Below are 22,596 nucleotides of genomic sequence, written 5' to 3'. Positions count from 1 at the left end.
GGCCTGGCCAGCGCAGAAGTTGTGGTTCATAAAAATTGAAAAATTGTGATGTGAAGTGAGTTGCCATGTTAGTGTGTTGCAGGTAACAAAAGGCTTCGTGCGTTTGCCGTGAGGCTGTGTACCAGATGTGTCCTTGAGAAAGGAAGTCCCATGGGGAGAATTAATGGCGTAAAGCTGGCCGCGGCACTCGGCACAAGCCTTCTCGCGTTCGGTGCCACGGGCGTTGCCGTTGCGCAAGGCGGGCTGACTGCAAACCTGGCACTGTCAGGGACATTTTTTACCGTCAGCATGACGCACCTCACGGGCGAGGATTTCGCGCTGTTTATGGACAGCGAGGATATGGCAGGGGACAACATTCCGGTAGCCCGCCTGAGGTTTGGGCACGCGCTTGCCTCAAACCTGTGCCTGTCGGCGACCTTGCCAAGCATTCCCGGTGTGGGCGAGGGCACATTGCAGCTCATTGCGGCCGGTGATGGCAGTGTTGAAGTCACCGACCTGCTTGTGGGGGCCAGTGATATTGAGGGCTCACTCAACCTCACGGACGCGGCGGTCGGCATAGATGCCTCCCAGGTCATTCCGTCTGCAAACGTTGGGGCTTGGGGGCTTCACTCGAACGGCGTGACGCTCAGCGCCGAGAAGATCCGTGCGACCGCTGTTGGTGCCAAGAAGTTATCCGCCAAGGGTGTGACCGTGTCAGTGAAGAAGGGACGCGAGAATGCGTGCTGATTCCTCGGCAGATGACTGGGATGACCTGGACGCTTTTATTGGCGACGATGAAACGCAAAGCGAAGCGAGCGCCGAAGCGGTAGTCCAGGACGAGGGGGAGACGCCAACACGCCGTGAGGCCTTTGCCGCATGGCGCAAGTCGCGCCCGTTTTGGCCCGGCCTGCTGGTGATTATTTCTGGCATTATCATGCTTGCGCCTGCATATTTCACCATTCAGATCTCAGATCTGCTGGTGATGATCTCCACCATCTCGGGTGTATCTACGCTGCTCATTGGTGCGCTCTTGATCATGTTCGGCTTAGGGATGTGGCTGCAGCCTGCGGCGGTGGTCTACCTTGGCGTACTCAGCATTCTGGTCGCATTGGTGGCGTTGCCGACATCCAACATCGGCGGTTTTGTAGTGGGCACGCTCACTGGCATTGTCGGCGGTTCATTGGCTATCGCGTGGGAAAACGTGGAGCGCAAACCTCGAAGCAAACGGAAAGAGAATCACGTACAGGCAATGGTAACAGCGCTGGTCTGCGTTGGGGTTTGTGCGTTGAGTCTTGCAGATTTCCGGACGGTCTACGCCCAGGAAACACCACCTGCATCTGAGTCTGAACAAGCACACGTAGGGCCGGGAATTGAGGCGCTCATTCCGCCTCTGCCAGATCTTGCAGTGCCAGAGCTAGCTCTTCCGACGCTTTCACTGCCTGAGATAGCGCCGCCGGTGCCGCTACCGCCGCCGCACCTGCCCATCCCGGATTCTTTGACGGTTCCCGGTGTCGGGGAAGTGATCTCGCCGGCAACTGAGGTGGTGCCGCCACCAGGCAAGCCGACACCATCTGCAGGCACAAGCATTGTCACCGCTGACAGTGTGTCCATACTTGGCAACGTTCGCGTCACACTCGAAGACATCCAGGTTGCCGGCGCACCCAAGCGCGCACTGATCCTCACCGGCGACCGATTGGTAGCCAACAATCTGACCCTGGGCATTCCCGGCCCGAATGCCAAGGGGCTGCTCTCCACAGGGCCTGTGACTACAACAGTGTCCAATGGGCCGGTGCGCGTCATTGCTACGGGCCTGTCCGCAACGCCCGCAGTATCCGCAACACCGACGCTGCCGGTTGCTATCAACCTCGGCGGCACCGTCGGCACTGTGCTTGATCAGCTTGGCATCCCCACGGCAAACCCTGTGCCGCAGGTGAACGTGCCAGATGCTGTGATGAATGAGATCTCGCTGCGCAATGTAACCCTAGAGATGGTCAGCCTTTACGGCATGAGTTTCAATGCACCGGCAGTGCGCCTGAGCGTTGGCCGCTAAAGAGTCGGCCGCGAGCGCCGCTTCAATGTTCACGTTGCGCAGACCATGCTGCAGTTCTAGCTGTGGGGTGTCGATTTGGAGTAGCGGTATCGGCGCGGTAGTCCACTAGGAACCAACCGTTGTTGCGGTGGAAATCAACAATGGCTGTATCCGGGCCGCTTGCAAGCACGCAGCCATTCTTCTGGTGCTCCTTCTGACTCGATGTAGTGAACTGCCCAGTCGTCCCTTGCGTGAGTGACCCATCGGGGGCATCACCAGGACGGGGGCGGTGTAGTAAGAAATAGTGTCGTCATCATCTTCCTCGCTACGCCGGAAGATCAGCTCACCGATCCGTGCGAGGGTTGATCTGTGTATCGTGTTCGCGCCGCTTGTTGGGAGTCAGCGAATCTGGGCTTGCTGCAGAGATATGCAACGAGGTCACGGGCGGCCGAGACGAAGCTTGAGTTCTAGCCAACAGCCTAAAGGCTCTAGCTGTGACTGTCGCGCCGAGAACTACTTCGGGCTCTGCGGCAGGAGCACCTGCCCGGTGGCTTCCACCCGGTCGAATGCGCGGGTGACAATTGGGACCATGCGTGCCTTACGCGGCAATACCGCAAACAGTGTGCGGGTGCCACGAGCAAACAAGTTCAGACGGCGCTCGTCTTTGTCAGTCCACTCCAAGCCCACAACGTCGCGCACCTTGGTAGGCAGCAGACCGATCGCGGCCCACAGCAGCAGCTTGCCGGCAAATGGGGCAATCGGCTTCCACAGCCAGCGCGGAACATCCGGCGTGGGCGGGTCTAAAGTCAAACCGTTGACAATGCGGGAACGATCAATCGTTTCGCTGGGGCCGAGGGTGTCATACATGCGGTCCATGTATTCCACGTACTCGTTGTACGTTGTCGGTGCTCCCTCGGGTTCTGCAACACCGTAGAAGGTGTACCAGGTGCGGGACTCCTGGAAGTACTGCTCCTTTTCCTTCGCCGTCATAGCTGGGGAAAGCTTGCCCTCCAAAAGCAGCGGCATAACCGTGAAGGTTGCGTGTGCCCAGTAGTACACCTCGGGGTTTAGCGAGTGGTAGCGAGAACCGTCCGGGTGGGTACCTTTGACGTTCTTGTGAAAATCACGGATCATTGCGCCAACCTCAGGACCTTCGTAGACCGTGCGGATGATGGGGAATGCACTGCGTACGAGGCGGGCTACCTCATTGTCAAAGACGTTGGACTGCTGGACCAACGAGCGGCTAATGTCCTTCTGCGCGATCTGGAGCAGACCGGCTGAGAGCGCCACAAACAGGGAGCGCCAATCACCAAAACGGTCCCATAAAATTGAGTCCGGGCCAAGCGGTGGGAGGTTGTCAAAGTCGGCGTGGTCGCGCGTGCGTTTAGCAGTGGACGTTGGATCAAGGGCGGTCATCTGGATCTCCTTCGTGGGTTAGTGGCGTGCTGCCCGGCGGTCTTCTTGGACATAGTTTGATGCCTGCTTAAACGCGTGCGGGTACGCGTCGAACTCCTGCAGAACTGATTTGAGGCCGCTGAGCATTCCCGGCTGGACCAACCACCGATCCTGTTTGACAGTGATGGCACCTGGCCCGCGGATTTCCAGCTGGCGTACGTAGCGGCGGCAGTAATCTGCACGTGCCTCGGCTACCGCCATGGACTTTCCCTTTAGGCGCGCATCGGAGGCATGCGGACCGTCTACAAACAGCAGGTTCGGCGGGCCAACAACTTCAACGCCGTGGTGCAGATATAACTCGTCGACGTTCTGGTTCTTCCGACCGGGAACCTCGATCCACGGTGAAGGTTCCCCGGTGGCGCGCACCAGCACGTCGAAGGATTCTTGCGTTTCTGTGCCGTCCGGGCCGACAACGGTCAGGACCCATTTGCCTTCCGGCTCATCAAAATGTGCAGCGGTGACCTCAGTGGAGCCGCGAAAGACAGCGCCGCTGGCCTTTACGGGTGCCGTGAGGTGTTTGACCATCGATGCGGGCGAACCGTCCGTGCGCGTGATCTTCAAATACGGCGTGCGGTGGTGGTAGCGGCGGGACACATCCTGAGCACCAGGATCAAGGAAGCGTCCCCCGATGACGTTGCGTCTCTCAAACAGCACAGTATCGAATCCTGAGAACGCACATTCTGCGGCTGCGCTCGATCCGGCTACGCCTGCGCCAATTACTGCCACAGTGGGGCGTCGGTAAGGTTTGAACATAGGTGGCACCTCGAAATGCAATCCTTGAAATTTCTTAGATCATAAATGAGGCAGCAACGGCTGTGTGGCCTTTTAGCGCTAAATAATTAACGCTGAAAATCAACCACGACGCGAGTCGGGTTTTCCAACACGTACACGTGGAACGGCAGCTGCTGGTCAAGGCCGATGACGTATTGCGTATCTGCCTCGAACACGCCACCGTGCACGACGTTAATCACGTGTCCTGCGCCGACGCCAACTGGTCCGCCTGCCAGAAGATCTTCACGCGGACTCATCATCGCCATCGGGGTGCCTTGGATCATGATCTCCAGAAACGCGTTGCCAGGGACCTCCATCGGCAGTCCCGAGGCCTGTTGACGAGGATCCGGGTTATAGGCCGCGATCACGCCAGGCAGGCCAGTTCCGGAGTATTCGAACACCACCCGATCTACCTCAGCGTGAGTGCCAGCGCGCACGTCCTGAATCACAAGTTCCGGGTAGCCCTGGGAAGCCAGCATCACACGATCCTGTGTAAACACACTCTGCGCCTGGGCGTTGTTTGCAGGTTGTACGACGGTTGCTTCCTTCGTTGCAACCGAGGTGGTCGGTTGCTCCGTGGTGCTACGCGTAGTGGTCACGTTTTCCTGCGTCACGGCCTGCGGGGTTGGCTCCGGGGCTACCGACTGTGTGCAGGCGCTCAACGCCAGCGGAAGCAGGAGCATTATGCTTATCAACGCTCTGTTCATACCTCAACCATATAGAAGCGGAGGCAACGTGGCTGTGGAAACAACGGTGAAAAAGACGGTGAAAGTTGGCGTTCTTGGCGCGAAGGGGCGCGTGGGTTCGGCGGTTGTCGCGGGCGTTAACGCGGCCGAAGATCTGGAGCTAGTCGCCGAAATTGGCCAGGGGGATAGCCTTGAACAGCTCGTTGACGCTGGGGCAGAAGTCATTGTGGATTTCACAACCCCGAACGCCGTGATGGCCAATCTGGAGTTTTGCATTTCCAATGGCATTCACTGCGTGGTGGGTACCACGGGGTTTGATGAGGCTCGCTACGAGCAGGTGCGCAAGTGGTGTGCCGCGTCTGACGGCGTCGGTGTGCTCATTGCGCCAAACTTCGCCATCTCTGCTGTGTTAACCATGGCCTTTGCCAAGCAGGCAGCACCGTTTTTTGAGTCCGCTGAGGTTGTGGAGTATCACCACCCGAACAAACTCGATGCGCCAAGCGGCACTGCGTTTAAGACGGCACAGGGGATCGCGGCGGCGCGTCGTGAAGCATCAATGGCCCCCATGCCGGATGCGACGGAGCAGTCCCTTGAGGGTGCACGCGGGGCGAACGTGGATGGTGTCCAGGTCCACGCTGTGCGCATGACCGGCATGGTGGCGCACGAGGAAGTGATCTTTGGCACCACGGATCAGTCCCTGACCATTCGTCAGGATTCCTACGGTCGCGAGTCCTTCGTGCCAGGTGTGCTCACTGGTGTCCGCCAGGTAGCAGACCACCCGGGCTTGACTATCGGCCTAGACACCTACCTGGGGCTGTAACACATGGCCGTGGAATCAAAGCTTGACGTGCAGCTCATTGCCACCTCCCAATTCTCTATGCCAACTGGCGTGGACTGGGAGGTAGATGCGGAGGCCACAGACGCGGAAGCCATCGTGGAGTTCGCTGGTAGGGCGTGCTACGAAACCTGGGACAAACCTAACCCGCACACTCGAGCAAATGACGCGTATCTTCGCCACATCATTGATGTCGGGCATGACGCACTGTTAGAACACGCAACCGCAACTGTCTATATCCGTGGGCTTTCGCGTGCTGCCGGCAATGAACTTTTGCGTCACAGACACTTGTCCTTCTCACAGCTGTCACAGCGCTTCGTGCACTCCGGTGATGGGGAAGTCATTGTGCCGGACGTTATTGCAGAAGATGAGTCGTTGCACCGCATGTTCCTTGCCGCGGTAGATGAGGCTCGTTTTGTTCACGACGAGTTGCTGCACGCCTTAGAGGAAAACTTGGCGAGCGAGCCGAACGCCCTGTTGCGAGCGAAGAAAGCACGTCAGGCTGCGCGCGCAATCTTGCCAAACGCCACTGAGACCCGCTTCGTGGCCACCGGTAACTTCCGGGCGTGGCGCGAATTCATTGCCGCACGCGCCTCCGAGCACGCTGACGTGGAGATTCGCACGTTGGCTATTGCGTGCCTGAAGCTTTTGCAAGAGGCCTCGCCAGTGCTGTTTAGCGATTTTCTGATCAGCGAATTGGCTGATGGTACGCGCATGGCTACCAGTCCTTACGTATAAATCAGGCACGATTTGTGGAAGAACTTGCCCGCTGTTGGTGTGCTCTTGTCCAAACTCGGGAGTGAAACAGGGTAGTCTATTGGCCCATGGGCACATCATTGATAGCTAACCGCGGCGCTGAGACGTTCGGCACCGCCTGTGTCGCGATGGTCACTCCGTTTGATGAAGACGGCAAACTCGATCTCGCAGCCGGGCGCAGGTTGGCTGCCCACCTTGTGGACAATGGGCTGGACGCACTAGTCCTCGCCGGCACAACCGGTGAATCCCCAACCACCACCACTGAAGAAAAGGTCGCTTTACTTCAGGCGGTCAAGGAGGAAGTGGGCGACCGTGCCAAGCTGATCGCTGGCGCGGGCACGAACAGTACGGCTAGTACGATTGAGCTGGCGAAAGCGTCTGCAGATGCTGGCGCTGACGCCCTTTTGGTAGTCACCCCGTATTATTCCAAGCCTTCGCAGGAGGGCGTCTACGCTCACTTCGCGGCAGTTGCAGGTGCGACGGATTTGCCGATCTGTCTGTATGACATTCCGGGCCGTTCTGGCATTCCTATTGACGGAAGCGTGATCACACGCCTCGCCGAGCTGGAGACCGTGCAGGCAGTCAAGGATGCGAAGGGTAACTTCGCGGAGGCGTCGGCACTGATCCAAGGCACTGACCTTGCTTGGTACTCGGGCGATGACCCGTTGAACCTGCCGTGGTTAGCAATGGGTGCGACTGGCTTTATCTCCGTGGTGGGGCACGCGGCGCCGCGTGCTCTGCGGGAATTGCTCACAAGTTTTGAGGCTGGCGACCTCGCCCGTTCGAGGGAGATTAACGCCAACATCATTAACGTGCTAGCACACCATCAGGCTGTAATGGGTGGTGTCACATTCGCGAAAGCAGCCTTGCGTTTGCAGGGCATTGAGGTCGGAGATCCCCGCCTGCCAGTCGCACCGGCGACCGAGGCACAGGTTGCGGCGCTCCGACATGACATGGAGAAAGTTGGAGTCCTCTAAATATGAATGAACCCCGTAACCGCGCACGCAAAGTTACGCGCAAAGCCGGGCCGCCGGAGGCTGCAGACCAGCAGCCCGTATTCCAGGCACCTGATACCCCAGCCGCCCAAGAGGGCGGCGATTTTGGTGTAGATAACAACACCAACGGCGGCGGCCGTGGCGGAAACAACGGCGGAAATAACGGCGGAAATAGCAATGGCAACAAGGGTGGCCAGGGCCAGAGCCAGAACCAGAGCCAAAATCACGGCAGTGGCAATGGTCGCCGCCGTCGCGGCCGCGGTCGTGGTGGCAATCACGGTGGCGAGGGTCGCGGTGAGCGTCGTAACCCAATGAAGTCGATGCAGGGTGCTGACCTGACCAAGCGTCTGCCAGCACCGCCGAAGCCGGCGAACAACACGCTGCGGATCTACGCGCTTGGTGGTATTTCCGAGGTTGGTCGAAACATGACCGTCTTCGAGTACAACGGCCGCCTGCTGGTTGTGGACTGTGGCGTGCTGTTCCCGAACTCTGGTGAGCCGGGGGTGGACTTGGTGCTGCCTGATTTTGGTCCGATTGAAAACAAGCTGGACAAGATCGAGGCGCTGATTGTTACCCACGGCCACGAGGACCACATTGGTGCGATCCCGTGGCTGCTGAAGCTGCGTCATGATATCCCGATTTACGCATCCCGCTTCACCAACGCGCTGATTGCTGCAAAGACGCAGGAGCACCGCCAGCGTCCGAAGCTGCATGAGGTAAACAAGGACTCTGACATCAATGTCGGACCGTTCCGCGTGCGCTTCTGGCACGTGAACCACTCCATTCCGGAGTGCTTGGGTGTGTCCATCAAGACTGGTGCCGGCCACGTTGTCATGACTGGTGACGTGAAGTTGGACCAGACGCCGTATGACGGCAAGCCCACGGATGTCCCGGCCCTTGCTCGCTACGGCGATGAGGGCATCGACCTGTTCATGTGTGACTCCACTAACGCCACTATTCCGGGTATTTCTTCCTCGGAGGCGGGCATTGAGGAAACCCTGACCCGTTTGGTGAGCCAGGCTCGCCAGCGTGTTGTGATCTCGTCTTTCGCCTCCAACGTGGCGCGTGTTCAGATGGCTATTAATGCTGCTGTGGCGAACAACCGGAAGGTGGCGTTCAACGGCCGTTCCATGATGCGCAACATGGAGATTGCGGAGAAGATGAGCCTGCTCAAGGCTCCGAAGGGTACCATCATCCCGATCGACGAGGCCGCCAAGATGGCCCCGCACAAGACGGTACTGATCACCACTGGTACGCAGGGTGAGCCAATGGCAGCACTGAGCCGTTTGTCGCGCCGTGAGCACCGCCAGATCACGATTCGTGATGGTGACACGATCATCTTCTCCTCCTCGCTCATCCCGGGCAACGAGGAAGCAGTCTTCGCGGTGATCAACAACCTCGCCCAGATCGGTGCGAACGTGATCACCAATGCGGAAGCACACGTCCACGCCTCTGGCCACGGTTATGCGGGTGAACTGCTTGCGCTGTACAACGCTGCACGTCCTACGTGCGCGATGCCGGTGCACGGCGAGTGGCGTCACATGCGTGCCAACAAGGAACTTGCTATTTCTACCGGCGTGCGCCCAGAGAACACCGCACTTGCACAAAACGGTGTGGTTGTGGACATGACCAAGGGCAAGATCAAGGTTGTGGGCCAGTACCAGGTGGGCCAGCTCTATGTTGATGGCGAAACCATGGGTGATGTGGACCTGGATGTGCTGGCGGATCGTACTTCGCTGGCTGCAGGTGGTGCGTTGTCCATCACGTGTGTGATTGATGATCGCACGGGCCGACTCCTGCAGTCACCAACTGTGTCTACCACTGGTTGGTCTGATGATGACCGTGAGTTCAACAAGAAGCTCGTCGAAGCTGTTGAGGCAGTGATGGATGACTTGGCTGCTCAGGGTGAGAATGACGCGATGCGTATGGTGCAGCAGCTGCGCCGTAAGGTCGGCCGTGCCATTGCGCAGAAGTACAAGCGTGAGCCGGTGATTTTGCCAACTATCGTCCCAATGGCTGCCGACCTCGACCCAGTTGATGACGATGACGTGAAGGCATCTCGCGAGTCGCTGTAACCCTTAAATGATGCACGTTCTACCCCCTTAGGCCCACAAAAAATAATGTGGCCTAGGGGGTAGACACGTTTTGGCGGGCCGTGTAAAAATCTGGGGCATGAGGACTGCAACAAGAACTGCAAAGAAGACTGCTGGACTGTTGGCGGCTGCTGCGACTGCAGCCACGATGATGCTTGCGCCCGCAGCACTTGCGGACCAGGATGTGGATTGGACGGGTGGCCGCCCGTTGCCACCGGGGACCGAGGTTCCTTTCGAGCCCGGCTACGCCTCGGCATGGAAACTCTATGACGTGATTCGTCCGGGGGATCCGAACTTCCGTAATCCCAGCGTGCAGGGTATTCGGGTGATTGGTAGCTATGAGAAGGACACCATCATGTGTTTGATGAACGCCAAGGGTGGTGTTAGCGGTTGCTACGTTGACGGCAAGCCAGCTACTGACCTTGGCTGGGGTCCGGGCGGCATCCAGGTGACTGTGGATCCAACCGTTGCGCAGATCGCCCCGATCATCCGCAGCTACAACGACATGAGCAGGCAGCTGTCTAGCGGGAGCGGCTCTTCGCTGCCGTTCTAAGGGGAGCAGTTCAGTCTCGGGGCGGCTAGGCTAGGGCCATGACTTTTGCACAAAGAGAGCGTGAGCGTCTTGGGCTTTTGCTTCTGGACGTTGGCCCGGACGCCCCAACCCTCAACCACGGCTGGGACACCCAAGATTTGGCTGTGCATTTGTTGATCCGTGAACGCAAACCGTGGGCAGCACCGGGCATTTTGATCTCGGCGGCCAAGCCGCTGTTAGAACGCGAGACGCAAAAGCAAAAGGCGCGCCCGTATGAGGATGTAGTACGTGAATGGGCGGCCGGACCGCCGACGCTGCTTGCGGCTGTAGATGCGAAGATGAATGGCGCTGAGCATTTCATCCACCACGAGGATGTGCGGCGGGGTAGGGGAGAAGTTCAGCCGCGTGAGTTCAGCAAGGCAGTCAATACTGATCTGATGCGTTACGTGAAACGCTTTGCTGCGTTGACGTTGCGTGGCAATGAGGTACCTGTGGTGCTTACCCCAGAGGATCTGCCGCCTATTACTGCTGGTGGGAAAGCTGGAGTGGCTGAGCGGGGGGATAACGTGCTTCGCGTCAGTGGTGTGCCGGGCGAATTGTTGCTTTGGGTGTCAGGCAGAGACGCTGTGGATGTAGCTTTTAGCGGCAATACGTCGGCACTTGAGGGGCTCAAGCGACAGATTTAGAACTCCTATGTCGGTGTGGCAACTGGGGCAGATGTGACTTGAGGTATTAGAGTTACACCCATGTCTGTCAAAAACCCGGCACCACGTTCGCCGCGCTCGCACCCCGCCTCGAGGGGGACTTCGGGTAGTCGCTACGCGTCCACGCGCGATCGCGATTACGGTGCACCAGCGTCCATGACACATCCGCCGACGTCATCTATGGTGGCCGCGGATACTGCTAATGAGCGCGTTGGGTCTGCCACAAGGGTGGTTGGCAGTACGTTGGGCTCTGCAACCCGCTGGGTGGGGTCTGCGGTTGCAGGCTTGGGGTCGGGATTGAGCAACCGGCGCCGGAAGCGCGATGAAGAGGAAGCGGACTTTAATCCGTTTGACTCTTCGTTTGATGATGCTGAGTTTGATGATGCTGAGCAGGAAGATGTACCGCGCAGGAGAAGGTCGCGCGCAAAGGTGGAAGTCGAGGAGGAACCGGCAGATCCCATGAGGGAACGTGACAGCGAAGATATCAATGTTCACGCAGATGCATGGGGCCTGGTGCTTATCGGACTTTCCGCGATCATTGGTGCGTCCGTATGGATGGATATCGCAGGCCCAGTTGGCGGTGTTATTGCACAGGCTTGCCATTGGGTGATTGGCGCTGGTGCGCTGATTTTGCCGATTGTCCTCGTGGGTATTGCGATTGCGTTGATGCTCAATGTCAGTACGCCCAATGCGGTACGAGGCCGGGTAGCACTGGGCATCAGCATTATCGCGGTGGGAATGCTGGGCATGATTCACGTGTTTGCGGGAACTCCGGCGGATTGGGAGACACGCAAGATTGCCGGCGGCGCCATCGGCACACTCGTCGGTGGTGTCCTGTCTGTGGCCTTTACTCCGTTTGTGGCTGTGCCACTGCTCGCGCTGCTCATCGTGTACGGAGCGCTGAAGACAACCGGTATTACTACGCGTCAGACCTATGACTACCTGGTTGGGCTCTTTAGCCGACTGCGTGAGAAGGGTGAGGAAGAGTTCTTCGAGGATGAGGACGCTGGCGGTGATGACCGCTACCGTCACGTTGACCGAGACCTGGAGGACATAGCTGAGGGGCGCGAACGTCGCCCGCGTGATTCGGAAGCAACGACGGTGGTTGAGCGCCCGCGTCCGGCACGTCGTCCGCGAGTACGTCCGACGCCGGCGCCTGCTCCTGCACCAACCCGCACGCCGATGGATAACTACCCTGCAGGCGGTGACATGGGTGAAGACACCAGGAGCCTGACGAGTCCCGACACAGTCTATGACTTCGCCGACGACGTAACTCATGACACAGCCGAAGAAACTCGGGTCCTGGACCGTGAGCCTGCAACGAGGCCGCAGCCTGCAACTGCCGCGCCGGATGCGGTGGGCACCTCACGTGAGGCGATGCGCCAGGCCATCCTCGCGCGCAGTGGTGTCGATGCGGCTGCGGTGGAGAAAGCCAGCGCACCAGCAGCGCCGGCGGAGTCTGCGCAGCAGGAGGCGCGAAAGGTGGCGACGGGGGAGTACACGTTGCCGTCGACAAGCCTGCTGGTGCCCGGCAATGCACCGAAGACGCGCACTGAGGCCAACGACCGCATGATCGAGGCCATCACGGACGTCTTCGATGAATTTCACGTGGACGCGACCGTCACCGGTTTCAGCCGTGGCCCGACAGTGACCCGCTACGAGGTTGAGCTGGGACCAGGTGTGAAGGTGTCCAAGATCACCAACCTCCAATCCAACCTGGCCTACGCCGTAGCAACGGATAACGTGCGTCTGCTGACCCCGATCCCCGGTAAGTCTGCAGTGGGTATTGAGGTGCCCAACCAAGACCGTGAGATGGTGCGCCTGCGTGACGTACTGGATGCCCCGAAGGTTGCAGCAGACCCGGATCCGATGCTTATCGGCCTAGGCAAGGACATTGAAGGCGACTTCGTTTCCGCAAGCGTGCAGAAAATGCCGCACCTGCTGGTTGCCGGTTCGACCGGTTCCGGTAAGTCGGCATTTGTGAACTCTATGCTGGTTTCGCTGCTTACCCGTGCAACGCCGGAGGAAGTGCGTCTGATTTTGGTGGACCCGAAGATGGTGGAGCTGACACCATACGAGGGCATTCCGCACCTGATTACGCCGATTATCACCCAACCGAAGAAGGCGGCGGCTGCGTTGCAGTGGTTGGTTGAGGAGATGGAGCAGCGCTACATGGACATGAAGTCTGCGCGCGTGCGCCACATCAAGGACTACAACCGCAAGGTTTTAAGTGGCGAGATCACGGCACCTGCCGGCTCTGAGCGTGAAATGCGTCCGTACCCCTTCATCGTTTGTGTGGTGGATGAGCTTGCGGATCTGATGATGACGGCGCCGAAGGAGATCGAAGACTCCATCGTGCGCATCACACAGAAGGCTCGTGCCGCCGGTATTCACTTGGTGCTGGCAACGCAGCGTCCCTCGGTAGACGTGGTTACCGGACTGATTAAGACCAACGTGCCGTCGCGACTGGCGTTTGCAACCTCGTCGTTGACGGACTCGCGAGTGATCTTGGACCAAGCGGGTGCTGAGAAACTCATCGGTATGGGCGATGGCTTGTTCATCCCGCAGGGTGCTGGCAAGCCGCAGCGTTTGCAGGGTGCGTTTGTTACGGATGAGGAAATCCAGGCGGTTGTAGACGCCGCGAAGTCCCAGGACGAACCCGAATACGTCGAAGGTGTCACCGAGGACAAGCAGTCCGAGGCCAAGGTCATTGATGATGACATTGGTAAAGACCTCGATGACCTGCTCGAAGCGGTGGAGCTTGTGGTTACTTCCCAGCTGGGGTCTACCTCCATGTTGCAGCGCAAGCTGCGGATCGGCTTTGCCAAAGCAGGTCGCCTGATGGATCTCATGGAATCCCGTGGCGTTGTCGGCCCGTCCGAGGGCTCGAAGGCCCGCGAAGTGCTGGTCAAACCCGAGGAGCTTGAGACGATCATCTGGATGATCAAGGGCGCCGATCCTGCCGAAGCGCCGAAGGAGGAGCTTTTGCTTGACGACGCCACCGACGCCGCCACCACCGACACTGGCCCCGGCTCCGGCCCCGGCGACTCCGATACACACACTGTAACCGCCACATATAACCCAACCGGCGGGGCGTTCTAGGTCATGCGGGTGAACCTGATGTAGCATTGCCCCTCGTTGGAGGGGAGTACCCCGCAAGTGCTCTGGATCGTCAACACGGTGCTTGAAGTTCTTCAACTTCAAACCCCGGTCCGAGCAGCCCGCCGCTCGTGCAGGTGGGGGAGACCTCCGGTCAGTTATTCGTACTATGGACCGGAGGTTGACGCACATATGCATGTGCCTTTGTCTATCTGGCTGATCACATCCGCCGTGATCCTTGGCTTCTTCATCTTCGACTTTGTTTCCCACGTGCGCACCCCGCACGAGCCGTCCATGAAAGAATCCGGCGGCTGGGCCGCGTTCTACATGCTCATGGCCTGCCTTTTCGGCGGGATTGTGTGGTGGCTGTGGGACGCGGAACACAGCATCCAGTTCTTCACGGGTTACATCACGGAGCTTTCGCTTTCCGTAGATAACCTGTTTGTGTTTGCGCTGATCATGGGTGCATTTAAGATCCCGCGCGCGTACCAGCAGAAGGTGCTGCTGATCGGCATTGTGATGGCGCTGATCTTCCGACTGCTGTTCATTTTGCTTGGTGCCGTGATTATCGAGGCATGGTCGGACGTGTTCTACCTCTTCGCCGCCTTCCTCATCTATACCGCGATCAAGCTTGTCTACGACGAAGCCACGGACCAAGAGGATCCGGACCCGAACGACATGCTCGTGGTCAAGACCTTGCGCAAGGTCATCCCGGTGACCAGCTCGTACCACGGTGACCGACTGGTATCACGCACACAGGTTGGCAAGCGGGCTGTAACCCCGCTGTTCGTCGCGCTGCTGTCCATTGGCTTTATCGACGTGATGTTCGCCTTCGATTCCATCCCGGCCATCTACGGCATCACCCAGGAAGCGTTCCTGGTGTTCACTGCCAACGCGTTTGCGCTGCTTGGTCTGCGTCAGCTCTACTTCCTGCTGAACGGTCTGCTGGACAAACTCGTCTACCTGCCATACGGCCTGGCAGTCGTGCTCGGCTTCATCGGTGTGAAGCTGCTGCTGCACGCCATGCATGAGAACAATCTGTCCTTCATCAACGGCGGAGAGGGCTTGGGCGTGCCGGAAATCGGGACGGTCACCTCCCTCGGCGTGATTGTCGGAGTACTCGTAGTGACTGCAATTGCGTCCGTAATCAAGGACCGTGCAGATCTCAAGGCTGGGCGCCGTCAACCGGACGACAAGAAGTACCACGTTGACTTTGATGACCACGGTAACCGTCGCAAAGTGGACAAGTTCGGCCACCATATCGAGTGGATTGATGATCCGGCGACCTCCGGAAAGGGCGACCACACAGCGACCGGTTCACGCGAAACCGATCACTTGCATGTCGCCCGCGGCGGCAAGAAGAGTTAGGTGAAGATATTTGCAACGGGGTTCCATTCGCGGATATCCCGGTTCGCAAGCGCATTGGCAGCTACATACGGGTCCTGATTCATCAACGCTTCTGCCTCTGCAATTCCAGCGGTATCTGGCAGCTGAATGATGATCAGGGCCTGTCCACCCTCGAGGTATGGCCCGGAGCCGACGATCTTTCCAGCCTTAAGGAGACCTGCGATGAACTCGCGGTGTTTTGGCCGCGTGGCGTCTACAAGCTCAGCGTCAGAGGCATAGGTATAGGTGCAAGCGAAATATCTCATGAATGGCAGTCTAGGGTGGATGGCGTGAGTAACGCTATGGCCAAGCAGTCCAATTGGAATCTGCCAAACATATTGACCAGTCTGCGCATCCTGTTTATCCCAGTATTCGCCTGGTTGGTTCTCGATCAGCGCTGGTGGTGGGCCTTCGGTCTCTTTGTTGCACTGATGATTACAGACAAACTGGATGGCGATATTGCCCGCGCCCGTGGTCTGGTTACGGATTTCGGCAAAATCGCTGACCCGATTGCAGACAAAGCGCTGATGATCACCGCCATGGTCACGCTCAATATCGCATCCACCTTGCCGGTGTGGATCACCGTGCTGATTGTGGCGCGCGAGTTGGGTATTACGTTCTGGCGCATGTGGATGCTGCGGTGTGGTCGCGTCGTCCCGGCGTCGAAAGGCGGCAAGCTCAAGACCGTCCTGCAGACCGTGGGTATTGCGCTTTACCTTTGCCCGCTGCCGGCGTGGATGGATATTCCTACACTCGTAGTGATGATCATTGCCGCAGCCGTGACAGTGGTCACCGGTGTCCAGTATCTGATTGACGCGGAGAAAGCTAATGCTTGAGCCTTTGGTTGTAGACGCCCTGCGAAAACACTCCCAAACCATTTCCTTTTGTGAGTCGCTGACCGCAGGTTTGGCCAGCGCTCGTGTTGCAGCCATCCCTGGAGCATCGGACGTGCTGCGCGGCGGTTTGATCACTTACGCCACGGATCTGAAGGTTGCACTCGCTGGGGTAGAAGCTGACGTTGTGCAGCGCGAAGGAGTGGTCTCCGCTGCAGTTGCACGTGAAATGGCTCGTGGCTGCCGGCAAGCCTGCGGCAGTGACTGGGCAGTGGCTCTAACTGGCGTGGCAGGCCCTGACCTCCAAGATGGTCACCCGGTGGGCGAGGTCTGGATTGGCCTTGCTGGGCCGAACTGGACTGCATCTAGCTTGGCTGCGGATTTGTTGCCGGCGAACCAGACCCGATATGCATTAGTTCCGGATGCGCCTGAGCCGCAGCGTGTGATTGCCGGAACCCGCAATGACATCAGGAATTCAGCCGTGGATGCTGCACTGATCGGGGTCTTGCATGCACTTGGGGAACAAACTACGGGGTTGATCCGTTAGGAATCATGATGGCAACAACGACTCTGCTTTTAGACCAACCGTTAACCACCGCGCCGCTAATCCGAACCGCGCCGGTGAAGGAACCTCTGCTGCGTGAGGCACTGGGGATGTCGCTGCGCGCATTTCGCGCGGACAAGGGCGTGTCACTTCGTGAGCTAGCGACCCAGGCTTTGGTTTCTCCGGGCTACCTCTCTGAGCTGGAGCGGGGCCGTAAGGAAGTGTCCTCGGAGGTGCTCGCCTCCATCTGCCAGGCGCTTGACACCACGGTGTCTGAGGTCCTGCTCGAAGCTGTGGCAAATCTCTCCCTGCCCTCTTTGACGGAGGAATTGCGCACCACGACTCCGGCTGCGGCAGAGGCCTAGCACCGCTAGAGAGCGCCCCACTGGGGTGGGGCATAGATTGTTTAGAGGTCTTGCGTAAGCGGGGAGTCGGCATCGCGTCTACAGTTGTTACGCAGAAACATCATTTTCCACGAAAGGTTTATCTAACCAATGGCGAATCCGTTCAAGAAGTTCTGGAACTACCTGATGGCGCTTTTCGACAGCAAGATCGAGGAGAACGCTGACCCGAAGGTCCAGATTGAGCAGGCAATTAATGAGGCTCAGCGCCAGCACCAAGCGCTGAGCCAGCAGGCAGCTGCTGTGATTGGCAACCAGCGTCAGCTGGAGATGCAGCTTAACCGCCGACTGGAGGATGTGGAGAAGCTGCAGGCCAACACTCGCCAGGCACTGCAGCTGGCTGACAAGGCTCGCGCTGACGGTAACGCACAGAAGGCGCAGGAATACGAAAACGCTGCTGAGGCGTTTGCTGCACAACTGGTGACTGCGGAGCAGGGTGTTGAAGACACCAAGCAGCTGCATGACCAGGCACTGCAGCAGGCATCTTCCGCGAAGCAGGCAGTTGAGCGCAACGCTGCTCAGCTGCAGCAGCAGGTGAACGAGCGTACGAAGCTTCTGAGCCAGCTTGAGCAGGCCAAGATGCAGGAGAAGGTCTCTGAGACCATGCAGTCCATGAACGCTATTACTGCGTCGGGCCCGAACCTGGATCAGGTGCGTGACAAGATTGAGCGCCGCTACGCCAACGCTCTTGGCCAAGCAGAGTTGGCCCAGAACTCTATCCAGGGCCGTATGGCTGAGGTAGAGCAGGTCGGTATCCAGATGGCTGGTCACGGCCGCCTGGAGCAGATCCGTGCTGAGATGGCCGGTGAGCTGACTTCTGGCGCGAAGCCTGCGATTGAGCAGGGCAACAACGCAGGCGCCGAGGTTTCTGATGACGCAGTGGCGCAGCGTATGCGCGAACTGCGCGGCGAGTAGCGTTTAGGCTTGCGGGTTAATCAACCGCGCCGCGGGCGACAAGTGCTTCCGCAATCATGCGGGCGCGTCGCACGGCGCGGATAACCAGGGGGGTACCAAAAGCGGCCACTGAGAAGCCAGCGCCACGCGCTTTGCGCGCGTCAAGCACCTCGTTGGCCGTTTGAAGCATCAGGGGGATTAAACGGATCGTCAGTGCAATAGTCAAGCTGATCAGATCTACTGGCACACCGAAGCGGGCAAGCGGCCGCAATGCCTTATCAAGGGAGTCAAGCAGTGCTTCGACAGTGGTTGTCAGGGTAAGCAGGTTCGCCGCCGCGATGGTGGCTAGCAGAGAGACCATGCTGGTCAGTGCTGCATCGAGTCCGTTCTGCCACACCAAAAATACGCCTAGGAGAATCAAGACTGGCAGCAGTGGTACCAACTGGCGCCACGCTATCTTCATGGGGATCCGCGCCCAGATGTAAAGCGCCAACACCAACGCCAGGGCAATCATGGATTGCCATGGGGAATTTGGCACAAACGTTGCAACGATGATGAATACCACCAGCGCCACAAACTTCCACGCAGGATTCGCGCGGTGCAGCCACGTAGTGCCGGGGATATAGACGCCTAAAGGGAGTTCTCTAATCACGGCTTTGTTTCCATCAGGTCGATGTAGAAATCGATGGCGGCGTTCGGGGTGCCGTCGAAAAGGAGCTGCGAATCATTCAGCACCAGCACGCGGTCGAAGTCCCGCAGCATGTCCAGATCATGTGTCACGACAATGAGCTGCTGTTTAAGCGCCATGAGCTCACGGATGATGCGGCGCCGATTGCGAAGATCTAGAAGCGTGGTTGGCTCGTCGCAAATAATGGTTTCCGGCTCAGTGACCAGGACTGATGCGAGTGCAAGTATTTGCTTCTCACCGCCGGAAAGCGTGTGAGGGGAGTGCTCGGCGTGGTTAGCCAGTCCGAATCGCTCAAGAACAGCACCAACGCGTAACTGGAGCTCGGCGCGGGGCAGCTTGAAACGGCGCAACGAAAACGCGACATCATCGGCTACACGCGGCATCACAATCTGGTTCTCCGCATCGGAGAATACGAAGCCGACCTGTTTGCGGATCGTCTTTGCATCCTTCGTGGTAGACATACCGTTTACAAGCACGTCACCTTCAGTTGGGTCGATCAAGCCGTTAATCAGGCGCACAGCGGTGGATTTGCCAGAGCCGTTGGAGCCGATGATGCCAATGCGCTGCTCAGTAAGGGTGAAGCTAAGCGGCGCGAGGATCTGTTTACCGTCGTAGGTAACTGCTGCGCCGCGGAACTCGATGGTGGGCATTAGCGCTTGCCGCGAAGGTCAGGAAACGCAGCGTGAACTGCAAGGGCGATTGCGATCATAACGGCCACCTTGATGGCGTCCGGCAACAGGAACGGTATCTGGGCGGCCCACGCGGCACCGAAGGAAAGATCCAGGCGAATCATCATGCCGAACACGCCAAAGAGGTACTGCAAAAACAGGCCGAGGTAGCCCGCGACGATGAGCATGCCGGTGGTTACAGCGCGGTTTGCGGAAAACGGCGCACGGTAGGCGATTGCTCCAGCGACAAGCGCTGCAATGAGATATCCAACGAGGTAGCCCACGGTGGGACCGCCAAGTGCGGCGATAGTGGTGCGCCCACCCGCAAGTACCGGGAAGGCAAGGCCCACTGCCAAGAAAAGCAACGTGGTGAGGAACCCGCGGCGGCTGCCCAAGACGAGGGCCGCCAGGATCACAGCGGCGTTTTGCAGGACGATCGGCACACCGAATACTCCGGCGGGGATGGCAACAAAACCAAGCACCATGATGATGGCAGCGAAGACGGCGATGTAGGCGATATCAGTTGCAGTTGCGTTAGAGCTGCGGGACGTTGAGGCTGTATTTGCCTGGGGAGATTGAGAGTAGGTCATGCGAAAAATCTACCTGAACACTGTTCAATGCGTGGTAATCAGGGGTACTTAGGTAGGTTGGCCGTATGCGATTGACGGAATTCCACCAGCTTGTACGTGATGAGTTTGGCCCGGAGCGTGCGGAATGGATTATCCACTCCCAAGTGCTTGCCTCTAGTAACTTGACGGCAGGCGAGCTCATCGAAAGTGGTGTCGATCCTCGTGAGGTGTGGGAGGGGCTGTGCAATGCCTTTGACGTGCCCGCAGAACGGCGTTTGGGAGTAGACCGGCCCGGGAAATAATATTTCGCGCACCTACCTTTAATCGAACACCCTTGCGTGTAAGGTGTTTCGTGTGTGCTTAAGGAAATTAGGATGAATTTCGGCTGCGAGGGAACCGAACCACTGGTAGCCAACGTCTAATACCTATAAGCAATAAAAATCCTAAGGAGAAAAACATGGCTGCAAAGAAGAAGACCGCTGCTGCGGGCAATGACCGCCAAAACGCACTTGATGCGGCAATGGCAATGATTGAGAAGGACTTTGGCAAGGGTGCGATCATGCGCCTGGGCGAGGACAAGCGCCCGCCAATTCAGTCCATCTCCTCCGGCAACACTGCAATCGACGTTGCTCTTGGCATTGGTGGCTGGCCCCGGGGGCGTGTTGTAGAGATCTACGGGCCGGAGTCTTCGGGTAAAACGACGGTGGCATTGCACGCCATCGCCCAGGCACAAAAGGCTGGCGGTATCGCTGCGTTTATTGACGCGGAGCACGCACTTGATCCGGACTACGCGGCGAAACTGGGCGTAGATACGGATAACCTGCTGGTTTCCCAGCCAGATACCGGTGAACAGGCTCTGGAAATTGCAGACATGCTGGTGCGCTCCGGCGCCATTGACATCATTGTGATTGACTCCGTGGCAGCGCTTACGCCGAAGGCGGAAATTGAAGGCGAGATGGGGGATAGCCACGTTGGTCTGCAGGCCCGCCTGATGTCTCAGGCACTGCGCAAGATGACCGGTGCGCTGTACAACTCCGGCACTACCGCCATCTTTATCAACCAGCTGCGTGAAAAGATTGGCGTGATGTTTGGCTCCCCGGAGACCACAACGGGCGGTAAGGCACTGAAGTTCTACGCATCCGTGCGCTGTGACGTGCGCCGAATCCAGACGCTGAAGGACGGCCAGGATTCCATTGGTAACCGCACCAAGCTCAAGGTGGTCAAGAACAAGGTGTCCCCGCCGTTTAAGATCGCGGAGTTCGACATCATGTACGGCGAGGGCATTTCGCGCGAAAGCTCCATCATTGACATGGGCGTGGACAACGGCATTGTGAAGAAGTCCGGCTCTTGGTTTACCTACGAAGGTGAGCAGCTGGGCCAGGGTAAGGAGAAGGTCCGCCAGTTCCTCAAGGACAACCCTGACTTGGCCGATGAGATTGAGGACAAGATTTTCAAGGCTTTGGGCGTTGGCAAGTACGCGGGTAAAACGGACGAGGATGACGCGCTGACGGACGACGCGATTGACATGGTGCCAAACGTTGACTTCGACGATGAGGACGATGACGCATAGCCAGGAGCGCGATGTTGCCAGCAAGGTAGCGAAACTGCAGCAGGCCCTTGAGCACTTTGAGGGCGGGCAGCTCTTTGACTCTTGCAAAGAAGACGCGCTTGCGCCGATTCGCAAGCGTGCCCTCGGACTGCTGGATCAGCGGCAGCGTTCACGCCATGAGCTGCGTGAACGTTTGCTCAAGCTGGAGTTTGCGCCTGAGCTTGTTGATGAGGTACTGGATTCGCTTGAGCAGAACTTGCTTTTAGACGACGCACGGTTTGCCTCCGAGTGGGTGCGCCAGCGCGCGGCAACGCGGGGAAAGTCTTCCCGGGCCCTTGATTTGGAGCTGCGTGAAAAGGGGGTCGCGGCGCATGTGCGTGCAGAAGCATTAGAACAGATCAGTGCCGAGGACGAGGAACGTCAGGCACGCGCTTTGGCGCAGAAGAAGGTGCGAGAGGTCAAACAGCCGCCGGCTGGTAGGGCGGAGTATGACAAAGCCTTGCGGCGTGTCGTTGGGATGCTCGCGCGCCGCGGTTATTCTTCCGAGCTGACCATGCGGGTGGCGCGCAGTGAATTAGAAGCGCGCATCGAATCTTTCGACTGATGCGCGCTTGGTGCGGGGTGTTGCTGAACAGTGTTGCTGCTCCAGTCTTGGCTTAAACCTGGAGTGGCACAGATTGGCTGTGAGGCAAAGGCGGGAATTCCGGGCGTTGTTTTCCGCGCGGCGGAGAACCCGGCTCCGAGCCGGGAACTGTGGCGGGGGGAGATGGATGGCTGCGGGTATGGGCATCACGTGCCCGCAGGCTGGATCCAGCTGGTTGTGGGTTGTGGGTTATTCGCGGACTCTGTGGTCGATGACGTCTGGTAGCACTGGTTTGCTTTGACCGAGTAGGACTTGGATGTTGCCTTCGCGTTCGACTGCACTTGTCACTGCCTTGAATTTGGTGGCTTTACGTTGCTGTCCTTGACCACTACCGATGCCCATAGCCATTGGTGCTGCGGTCATCCCTGTGGAGCGTGCCTGCGTGTGTTGACCCGCGGCTGCTGCACCTGTGCCGGCACCGTGAAGTGGTGCGCCACCTGTACCCATGCCATAACCACCACTGTGGCCTGTGTTGTTTCCTGATGCA

General features: G+C 58.4%; 24 protein-coding genes. 17 read left to right on the top strand and 7 right to left on the bottom strand.

Going from position 1 to position 22,596, the window contains the following annotated elements; all coding sequences use genetic code 11:
• The first annotated feature begins 150 nt into the window (after positions 1–150).
• Together HMPREF3101_RS02850 and HMPREF3101_RS12250 are read left to right on the top strand one after the other, a co-directional pair.
• On the top strand, positions 151–726 hold the full coding sequence (locus tag HMPREF3101_RS02850; protein ID WP_070462417.1) for a DUF6230 family protein: 576 nt from the start codon (positions 151–153) through the stop codon (positions 724–726).
• Positions 716–2,029 carry a DUF6114 domain-containing protein gene (locus HMPREF3101_RS12250; protein WP_070462416.1) on the top strand — a complete coding sequence of 438 codons (1,314 nt, stop codon included), beginning with the start codon at positions 716–718 and terminating at the stop codon, positions 2,027–2,029. Before HMPREF3101_RS02850 ends, HMPREF3101_RS12250 begins: the two co-directional genes overlap by 11 nt.
• Before the next feature lie 492 nt (positions 2,030–2,521).
• Here HMPREF3101_RS12250 and HMPREF3101_RS02840 read toward each other — a convergent pair whose 3' ends face one another.
• The 3 genes from HMPREF3101_RS02840 to HMPREF3101_RS02830 all read right to left on the bottom strand — a co-directional run bounded on the left by HMPREF3101_RS02840 (position 2,522) and on the right by HMPREF3101_RS02830 (position 4,917).
• Entirely contained in the window at positions 2,522–3,424 is a 903-nt protein-coding gene (locus tag HMPREF3101_RS02840; RefSeq protein WP_070462415.1) for an oxygenase MpaB family protein, read from the bottom strand.
• Positions 3,425–3,442: 18 nt separating this feature from the next.
• Entirely contained in the window at positions 3,443–4,216 is a 774-nt protein-coding gene (locus HMPREF3101_RS02835) for an NAD(P)-binding protein (protein ID WP_083280049.1), read from the bottom strand.
• Between the two features lie 86 nt (positions 4,217–4,302).
• Positions 4,303–4,917 carry an AMIN-like domain-containing (lipo)protein gene (locus HMPREF3101_RS02830; RefSeq protein WP_070462413.1) on the bottom strand — a complete coding sequence of 205 codons (615 nt, stop codon included), beginning with the start codon at positions 4,915–4,917 and terminating at the stop codon, positions 4,303–4,305.
• Between the two features lie 82 nt (positions 4,918–4,999).
• On the opposite strand from HMPREF3101_RS02830, the gene dapB reads away from it, so the two are divergent.
• The 8 genes from dapB to HMPREF3101_RS02790 all read left to right on the top strand — a co-directional run bounded on the left by dapB (position 5,000) and on the right by HMPREF3101_RS02790 (position 15,302).
• The gene (gene dapB / locus HMPREF3101_RS02825) at positions 5,000–5,740 is read left to right on the top strand and encodes a 4-hydroxy-tetrahydrodipicolinate reductase (RefSeq protein WP_070462424.1); all 741 of its coding nucleotides are present in this window, start codon (positions 5,000–5,002) and stop codon (positions 5,738–5,740) included.
• A 3-nt stretch (positions 5,741–5,743) separates the two neighbouring features.
• Positions 5,744–6,493, top strand: a complete 750-nt coding sequence (thyX, locus tag HMPREF3101_RS02820) for an FAD-dependent thymidylate synthase (RefSeq protein WP_070462412.1) — start codon at positions 5,744–5,746, stop codon at positions 6,491–6,493.
• A gap of 86 nt (positions 6,494–6,579) precedes the next feature.
• Positions 6,580–7,488: a 4-hydroxy-tetrahydrodipicolinate synthase gene (dapA, locus tag HMPREF3101_RS02815; protein ID WP_070462411.1), complete on the top strand. Its 909-nt coding sequence runs from the start codon at positions 6,580–6,582 to the stop codon at positions 7,486–7,488.
• Positions 7,489–7,490: 2 nt separating this feature from the next.
• Entirely contained in the window at positions 7,491–9,581 is a 2,091-nt protein-coding gene (locus tag HMPREF3101_RS02810; RefSeq protein ID WP_070462410.1) for a ribonuclease J, read from the top strand.
• Between the two features lie 97 nt (positions 9,582–9,678).
• Positions 9,679–10,152, top strand: coding sequence for a hypothetical protein (locus HMPREF3101_RS02805; protein ID WP_141737326.1), 474 nt, complete (start codon positions 9,679–9,681; stop codon positions 10,150–10,152).
• Between the two features lie 38 nt (positions 10,153–10,190).
• A complete protein-coding gene (locus HMPREF3101_RS02800; RefSeq protein ID WP_070462408.1) occupies positions 10,191–10,817 on the top strand; it encodes a TIGR03085 family metal-binding protein in 627 nt (208 codons plus the stop codon).
• Positions 10,818–10,877: 60 nt separating this feature from the next.
• Positions 10,878–13,937, top strand: a complete 3,060-nt coding sequence (locus tag HMPREF3101_RS02795; protein ID WP_070462407.1) for an FtsK/SpoIIIE family DNA translocase — start codon at positions 10,878–10,880, stop codon at positions 13,935–13,937.
• A 189-nt stretch (positions 13,938–14,126) separates the two neighbouring features.
• Positions 14,127–15,302, top strand: a complete 1,176-nt coding sequence (locus HMPREF3101_RS02790; protein WP_070462406.1) for a TerC family protein — start codon at positions 14,127–14,129, stop codon at positions 15,300–15,302.
• On the opposite strand, the gene HMPREF3101_RS02785 is transcribed toward HMPREF3101_RS02790, so the two are convergent.
• On the bottom strand, positions 15,299–15,586 hold the full coding sequence (locus tag HMPREF3101_RS02785) for a YciI family protein (RefSeq protein WP_070462405.1): 288 nt from the start codon (positions 15,584–15,586) through the stop codon (positions 15,299–15,301). The two genes, HMPREF3101_RS02790 and HMPREF3101_RS02785, sit on opposite strands and share 4 nt — an antisense overlap.
• Positions 15,587–15,622: 36 nt before the next feature.
• Between HMPREF3101_RS02785 and pgsA the strand changes: the two genes are divergently transcribed.
• The 4 genes from pgsA to HMPREF3101_RS02765 all read left to right on the top strand — a co-directional run bounded on the left by pgsA (position 15,623) and on the right by HMPREF3101_RS02765 (position 18,013).
• Entirely contained in the window at positions 15,623–16,156 is a 534-nt protein-coding gene (gene pgsA / locus HMPREF3101_RS02780; RefSeq protein WP_070462404.1) for a CDP-diacylglycerol--glycerol-3-phosphate 3-phosphatidyltransferase, read from the top strand.
• Positions 16,149–16,700 (top strand): CinA family protein, encoded by a 552-nt coding sequence (locus HMPREF3101_RS02775; RefSeq protein WP_070462403.1) that lies wholly within the window; start codon positions 16,149–16,151, stop codon positions 16,698–16,700. The genes pgsA and HMPREF3101_RS02775 overlap by 8 nt, the downstream gene beginning before the upstream one ends.
• An 8-nt stretch (positions 16,701–16,708) precedes the next feature.
• A complete protein-coding gene (locus tag HMPREF3101_RS02770; RefSeq protein ID WP_070462402.1) occupies positions 16,709–17,062 on the top strand; it encodes a helix-turn-helix domain-containing protein in 354 nt (117 codons plus the stop codon).
• Positions 17,063–17,191: 129 nt separating this feature from the next.
• Positions 17,192–18,013, top strand: coding sequence for a PspA/IM30 family protein (locus HMPREF3101_RS02765; protein ID WP_070462401.1), 822 nt, complete (start codon positions 17,192–17,194; stop codon positions 18,011–18,013).
• A gap of 16 nt (positions 18,014–18,029) precedes the next feature.
• On the opposite strand, the gene HMPREF3101_RS02760 is transcribed toward HMPREF3101_RS02765, so the two are convergent.
• The 3 genes from HMPREF3101_RS02760 to HMPREF3101_RS02750 are packed head-to-tail and all read right to left on the bottom strand — an operon-like array spanning position 18,030 to position 19,938.
• On the bottom strand, positions 18,030–18,644 hold the full coding sequence (locus HMPREF3101_RS02760) for an energy-coupling factor transporter transmembrane component T family protein (RefSeq protein ID WP_070462400.1): 615 nt from the start codon (positions 18,642–18,644) through the stop codon (positions 18,030–18,032).
• Positions 18,641–19,330: an energy-coupling factor ABC transporter ATP-binding protein gene (locus tag HMPREF3101_RS02755; RefSeq protein WP_070462399.1), complete on the bottom strand. Its 690-nt coding sequence runs from the start codon at positions 19,328–19,330 to the stop codon at positions 18,641–18,643. Before HMPREF3101_RS02755 ends, HMPREF3101_RS02760 begins: the two co-directional genes overlap by 4 nt.
• A complete protein-coding gene (locus tag HMPREF3101_RS02750; protein ID WP_070462398.1) occupies positions 19,330–19,938 on the bottom strand; it encodes a biotin transporter BioY in 609 nt (202 codons plus the stop codon). The genes HMPREF3101_RS02755 and HMPREF3101_RS02750 overlap by 1 nt, the downstream gene beginning before the upstream one ends.
• Positions 19,939–20,003: 65 nt before the next feature.
• On the opposite strand from HMPREF3101_RS02750, the gene HMPREF3101_RS02745 reads away from it, so the two are divergent.
• The 3 genes from HMPREF3101_RS02745 to HMPREF3101_RS02735 all read left to right on the top strand — a co-directional run bounded on the left by HMPREF3101_RS02745 (position 20,004) and on the right by HMPREF3101_RS02735 (position 22,070).
• Positions 20,004–20,219: a DUF3046 domain-containing protein gene (locus HMPREF3101_RS02745; protein WP_070462397.1), complete on the top strand. Its 216-nt coding sequence runs from the start codon at positions 20,004–20,006 to the stop codon at positions 20,217–20,219.
• A gap of 155 nt (positions 20,220–20,374) precedes the next feature.
• Entirely contained in the window at positions 20,375–21,487 is a 1,113-nt protein-coding gene (recA, locus tag HMPREF3101_RS02740) for a recombinase RecA (protein WP_070462396.1), read from the top strand.
• Positions 21,477–22,070: a regulatory protein RecX gene (locus HMPREF3101_RS02735; protein WP_141737325.1), complete on the top strand. Its 594-nt coding sequence runs from the start codon at positions 21,477–21,479 to the stop codon at positions 22,068–22,070. The genes recA and HMPREF3101_RS02735 overlap by 11 nt, the downstream gene beginning before the upstream one ends.
• Positions 22,071–22,596: the final 526 nt, after the last annotated feature.

Origin of the sequence: Corynebacterium sp. HMSC29G08 (assembly GCF_001806875.1) — a bacterium.
GTDB lineage: Bacteria > Actinomycetota > Actinomycetes > Mycobacteriales > Mycobacteriaceae > Corynebacterium.
The sequence above is the reverse complement of the archived record's forward strand: the minus strand, read 5'-3'. Positions and strand labels throughout refer to the sequence as shown.

Excerpts from the sequence above, each read along its gene's own strand:
- HMPREF3101_RS02765 (WP_070462401.1), top strand. The coding sequence starts at position 17,192 with ATGGCGAATCCGTTCAAGAAGTTCTGGAACTACCTGATGGCGCTTTTC.
- HMPREF3101_RS02795 (WP_070462407.1), top strand. The coding sequence starts at position 10,878 with ATGTCTGTCAAAAACCCGGCACCACGTTCGCCGCGCTCGCACCCCGCC.
- HMPREF3101_RS02750 (WP_070462398.1), bottom strand. The coding sequence starts at position 19,938 with ATGACCTACTCTCAATCTCCCCAGGCAAATACAGCCTCAACGTCCCGC.
- HMPREF3101_RS02800 (WP_070462408.1), top strand. The coding sequence starts at position 10,191 with ATGACTTTTGCACAAAGAGAGCGTGAGCGTCTTGGGCTTTTGCTTCTG.
- HMPREF3101_RS02775 (WP_070462403.1), top strand. The coding sequence starts at position 16,149 with ATGCTTGAGCCTTTGGTTGTAGACGCCCTGCGAAAACACTCCCAAACC.
- recA (WP_070462396.1), top strand. The coding sequence starts at position 20,375 with ATGGCTGCAAAGAAGAAGACCGCTGCTGCGGGCAATGACCGCCAAAAC.
- HMPREF3101_RS02805 (WP_141737326.1), top strand. The coding sequence starts at position 9,679 with ATGAGGACTGCAACAAGAACTGCAAAGAAGACTGCTGGACTGTTGGCG.
- HMPREF3101_RS12250 (WP_070462416.1), top strand. The coding sequence starts at position 716 with ATGCGTGCTGATTCCTCGGCAGATGACTGGGATGACCTGGACGCTTTT.
- HMPREF3101_RS02850 (WP_070462417.1), top strand. The coding sequence starts at position 151 with ATGGGGAGAATTAATGGCGTAAAGCTGGCCGCGGCACTCGGCACAAGC.
- HMPREF3101_RS02735 (WP_141737325.1), top strand. The coding sequence starts at position 21,477 with ATGACGCATAGCCAGGAGCGCGATGTTGCCAGCAAGGTAGCGAAACTG.
- pgsA (WP_070462404.1), top strand. The coding sequence starts at position 15,623 with ATGGCCAAGCAGTCCAATTGGAATCTGCCAAACATATTGACCAGTCTG.
- HMPREF3101_RS02840 (WP_070462415.1), bottom strand. The coding sequence starts at position 3,424 with ATGACCGCCCTTGATCCAACGTCCACTGCTAAACGCACGCGCGACCAC.
- HMPREF3101_RS02745 (WP_070462397.1), top strand. The coding sequence starts at position 20,004 with ATGCGATTGACGGAATTCCACCAGCTTGTACGTGATGAGTTTGGCCCG.
- HMPREF3101_RS02810 (WP_070462410.1), top strand. The coding sequence starts at position 7,491 with ATGAATGAACCCCGTAACCGCGCACGCAAAGTTACGCGCAAAGCCGGG.
- HMPREF3101_RS02835 (WP_083280049.1), bottom strand. The coding sequence starts at position 4,216 with ATGTTCAAACCTTACCGACGCCCCACTGTGGCAGTAATTGGCGCAGGC.
- dapA (WP_070462411.1), top strand. The coding sequence starts at position 6,580 with ATGGGCACATCATTGATAGCTAACCGCGGCGCTGAGACGTTCGGCACC.
- HMPREF3101_RS02830 (WP_070462413.1), bottom strand. The coding sequence starts at position 4,917 with ATGCTCCTGCTTCCGCTGGCGTTGAGCGCCTGCACACAGTCGGTAGCC.
- HMPREF3101_RS02755 (WP_070462399.1), bottom strand. The coding sequence starts at position 19,330 with ATGCCCACCATCGAGTTCCGCGGCGCAGCAGTTACCTACGACGGTAAA.
- HMPREF3101_RS02785 (WP_070462405.1), bottom strand. The coding sequence starts at position 15,586 with ATGAGATATTTCGCTTGCACCTATACCTATGCCTCTGACGCTGAGCTT.
- HMPREF3101_RS02770 (WP_070462402.1), top strand. The coding sequence starts at position 16,709 with ATGGCAACAACGACTCTGCTTTTAGACCAACCGTTAACCACCGCGCCG.
- HMPREF3101_RS02790 (WP_070462406.1), top strand. The coding sequence starts at position 14,127 with ATGCATGTGCCTTTGTCTATCTGGCTGATCACATCCGCCGTGATCCTT.
- thyX (WP_070462412.1), top strand. The coding sequence starts at position 5,744 with ATGGCCGTGGAATCAAAGCTTGACGTGCAGCTCATTGCCACCTCCCAA.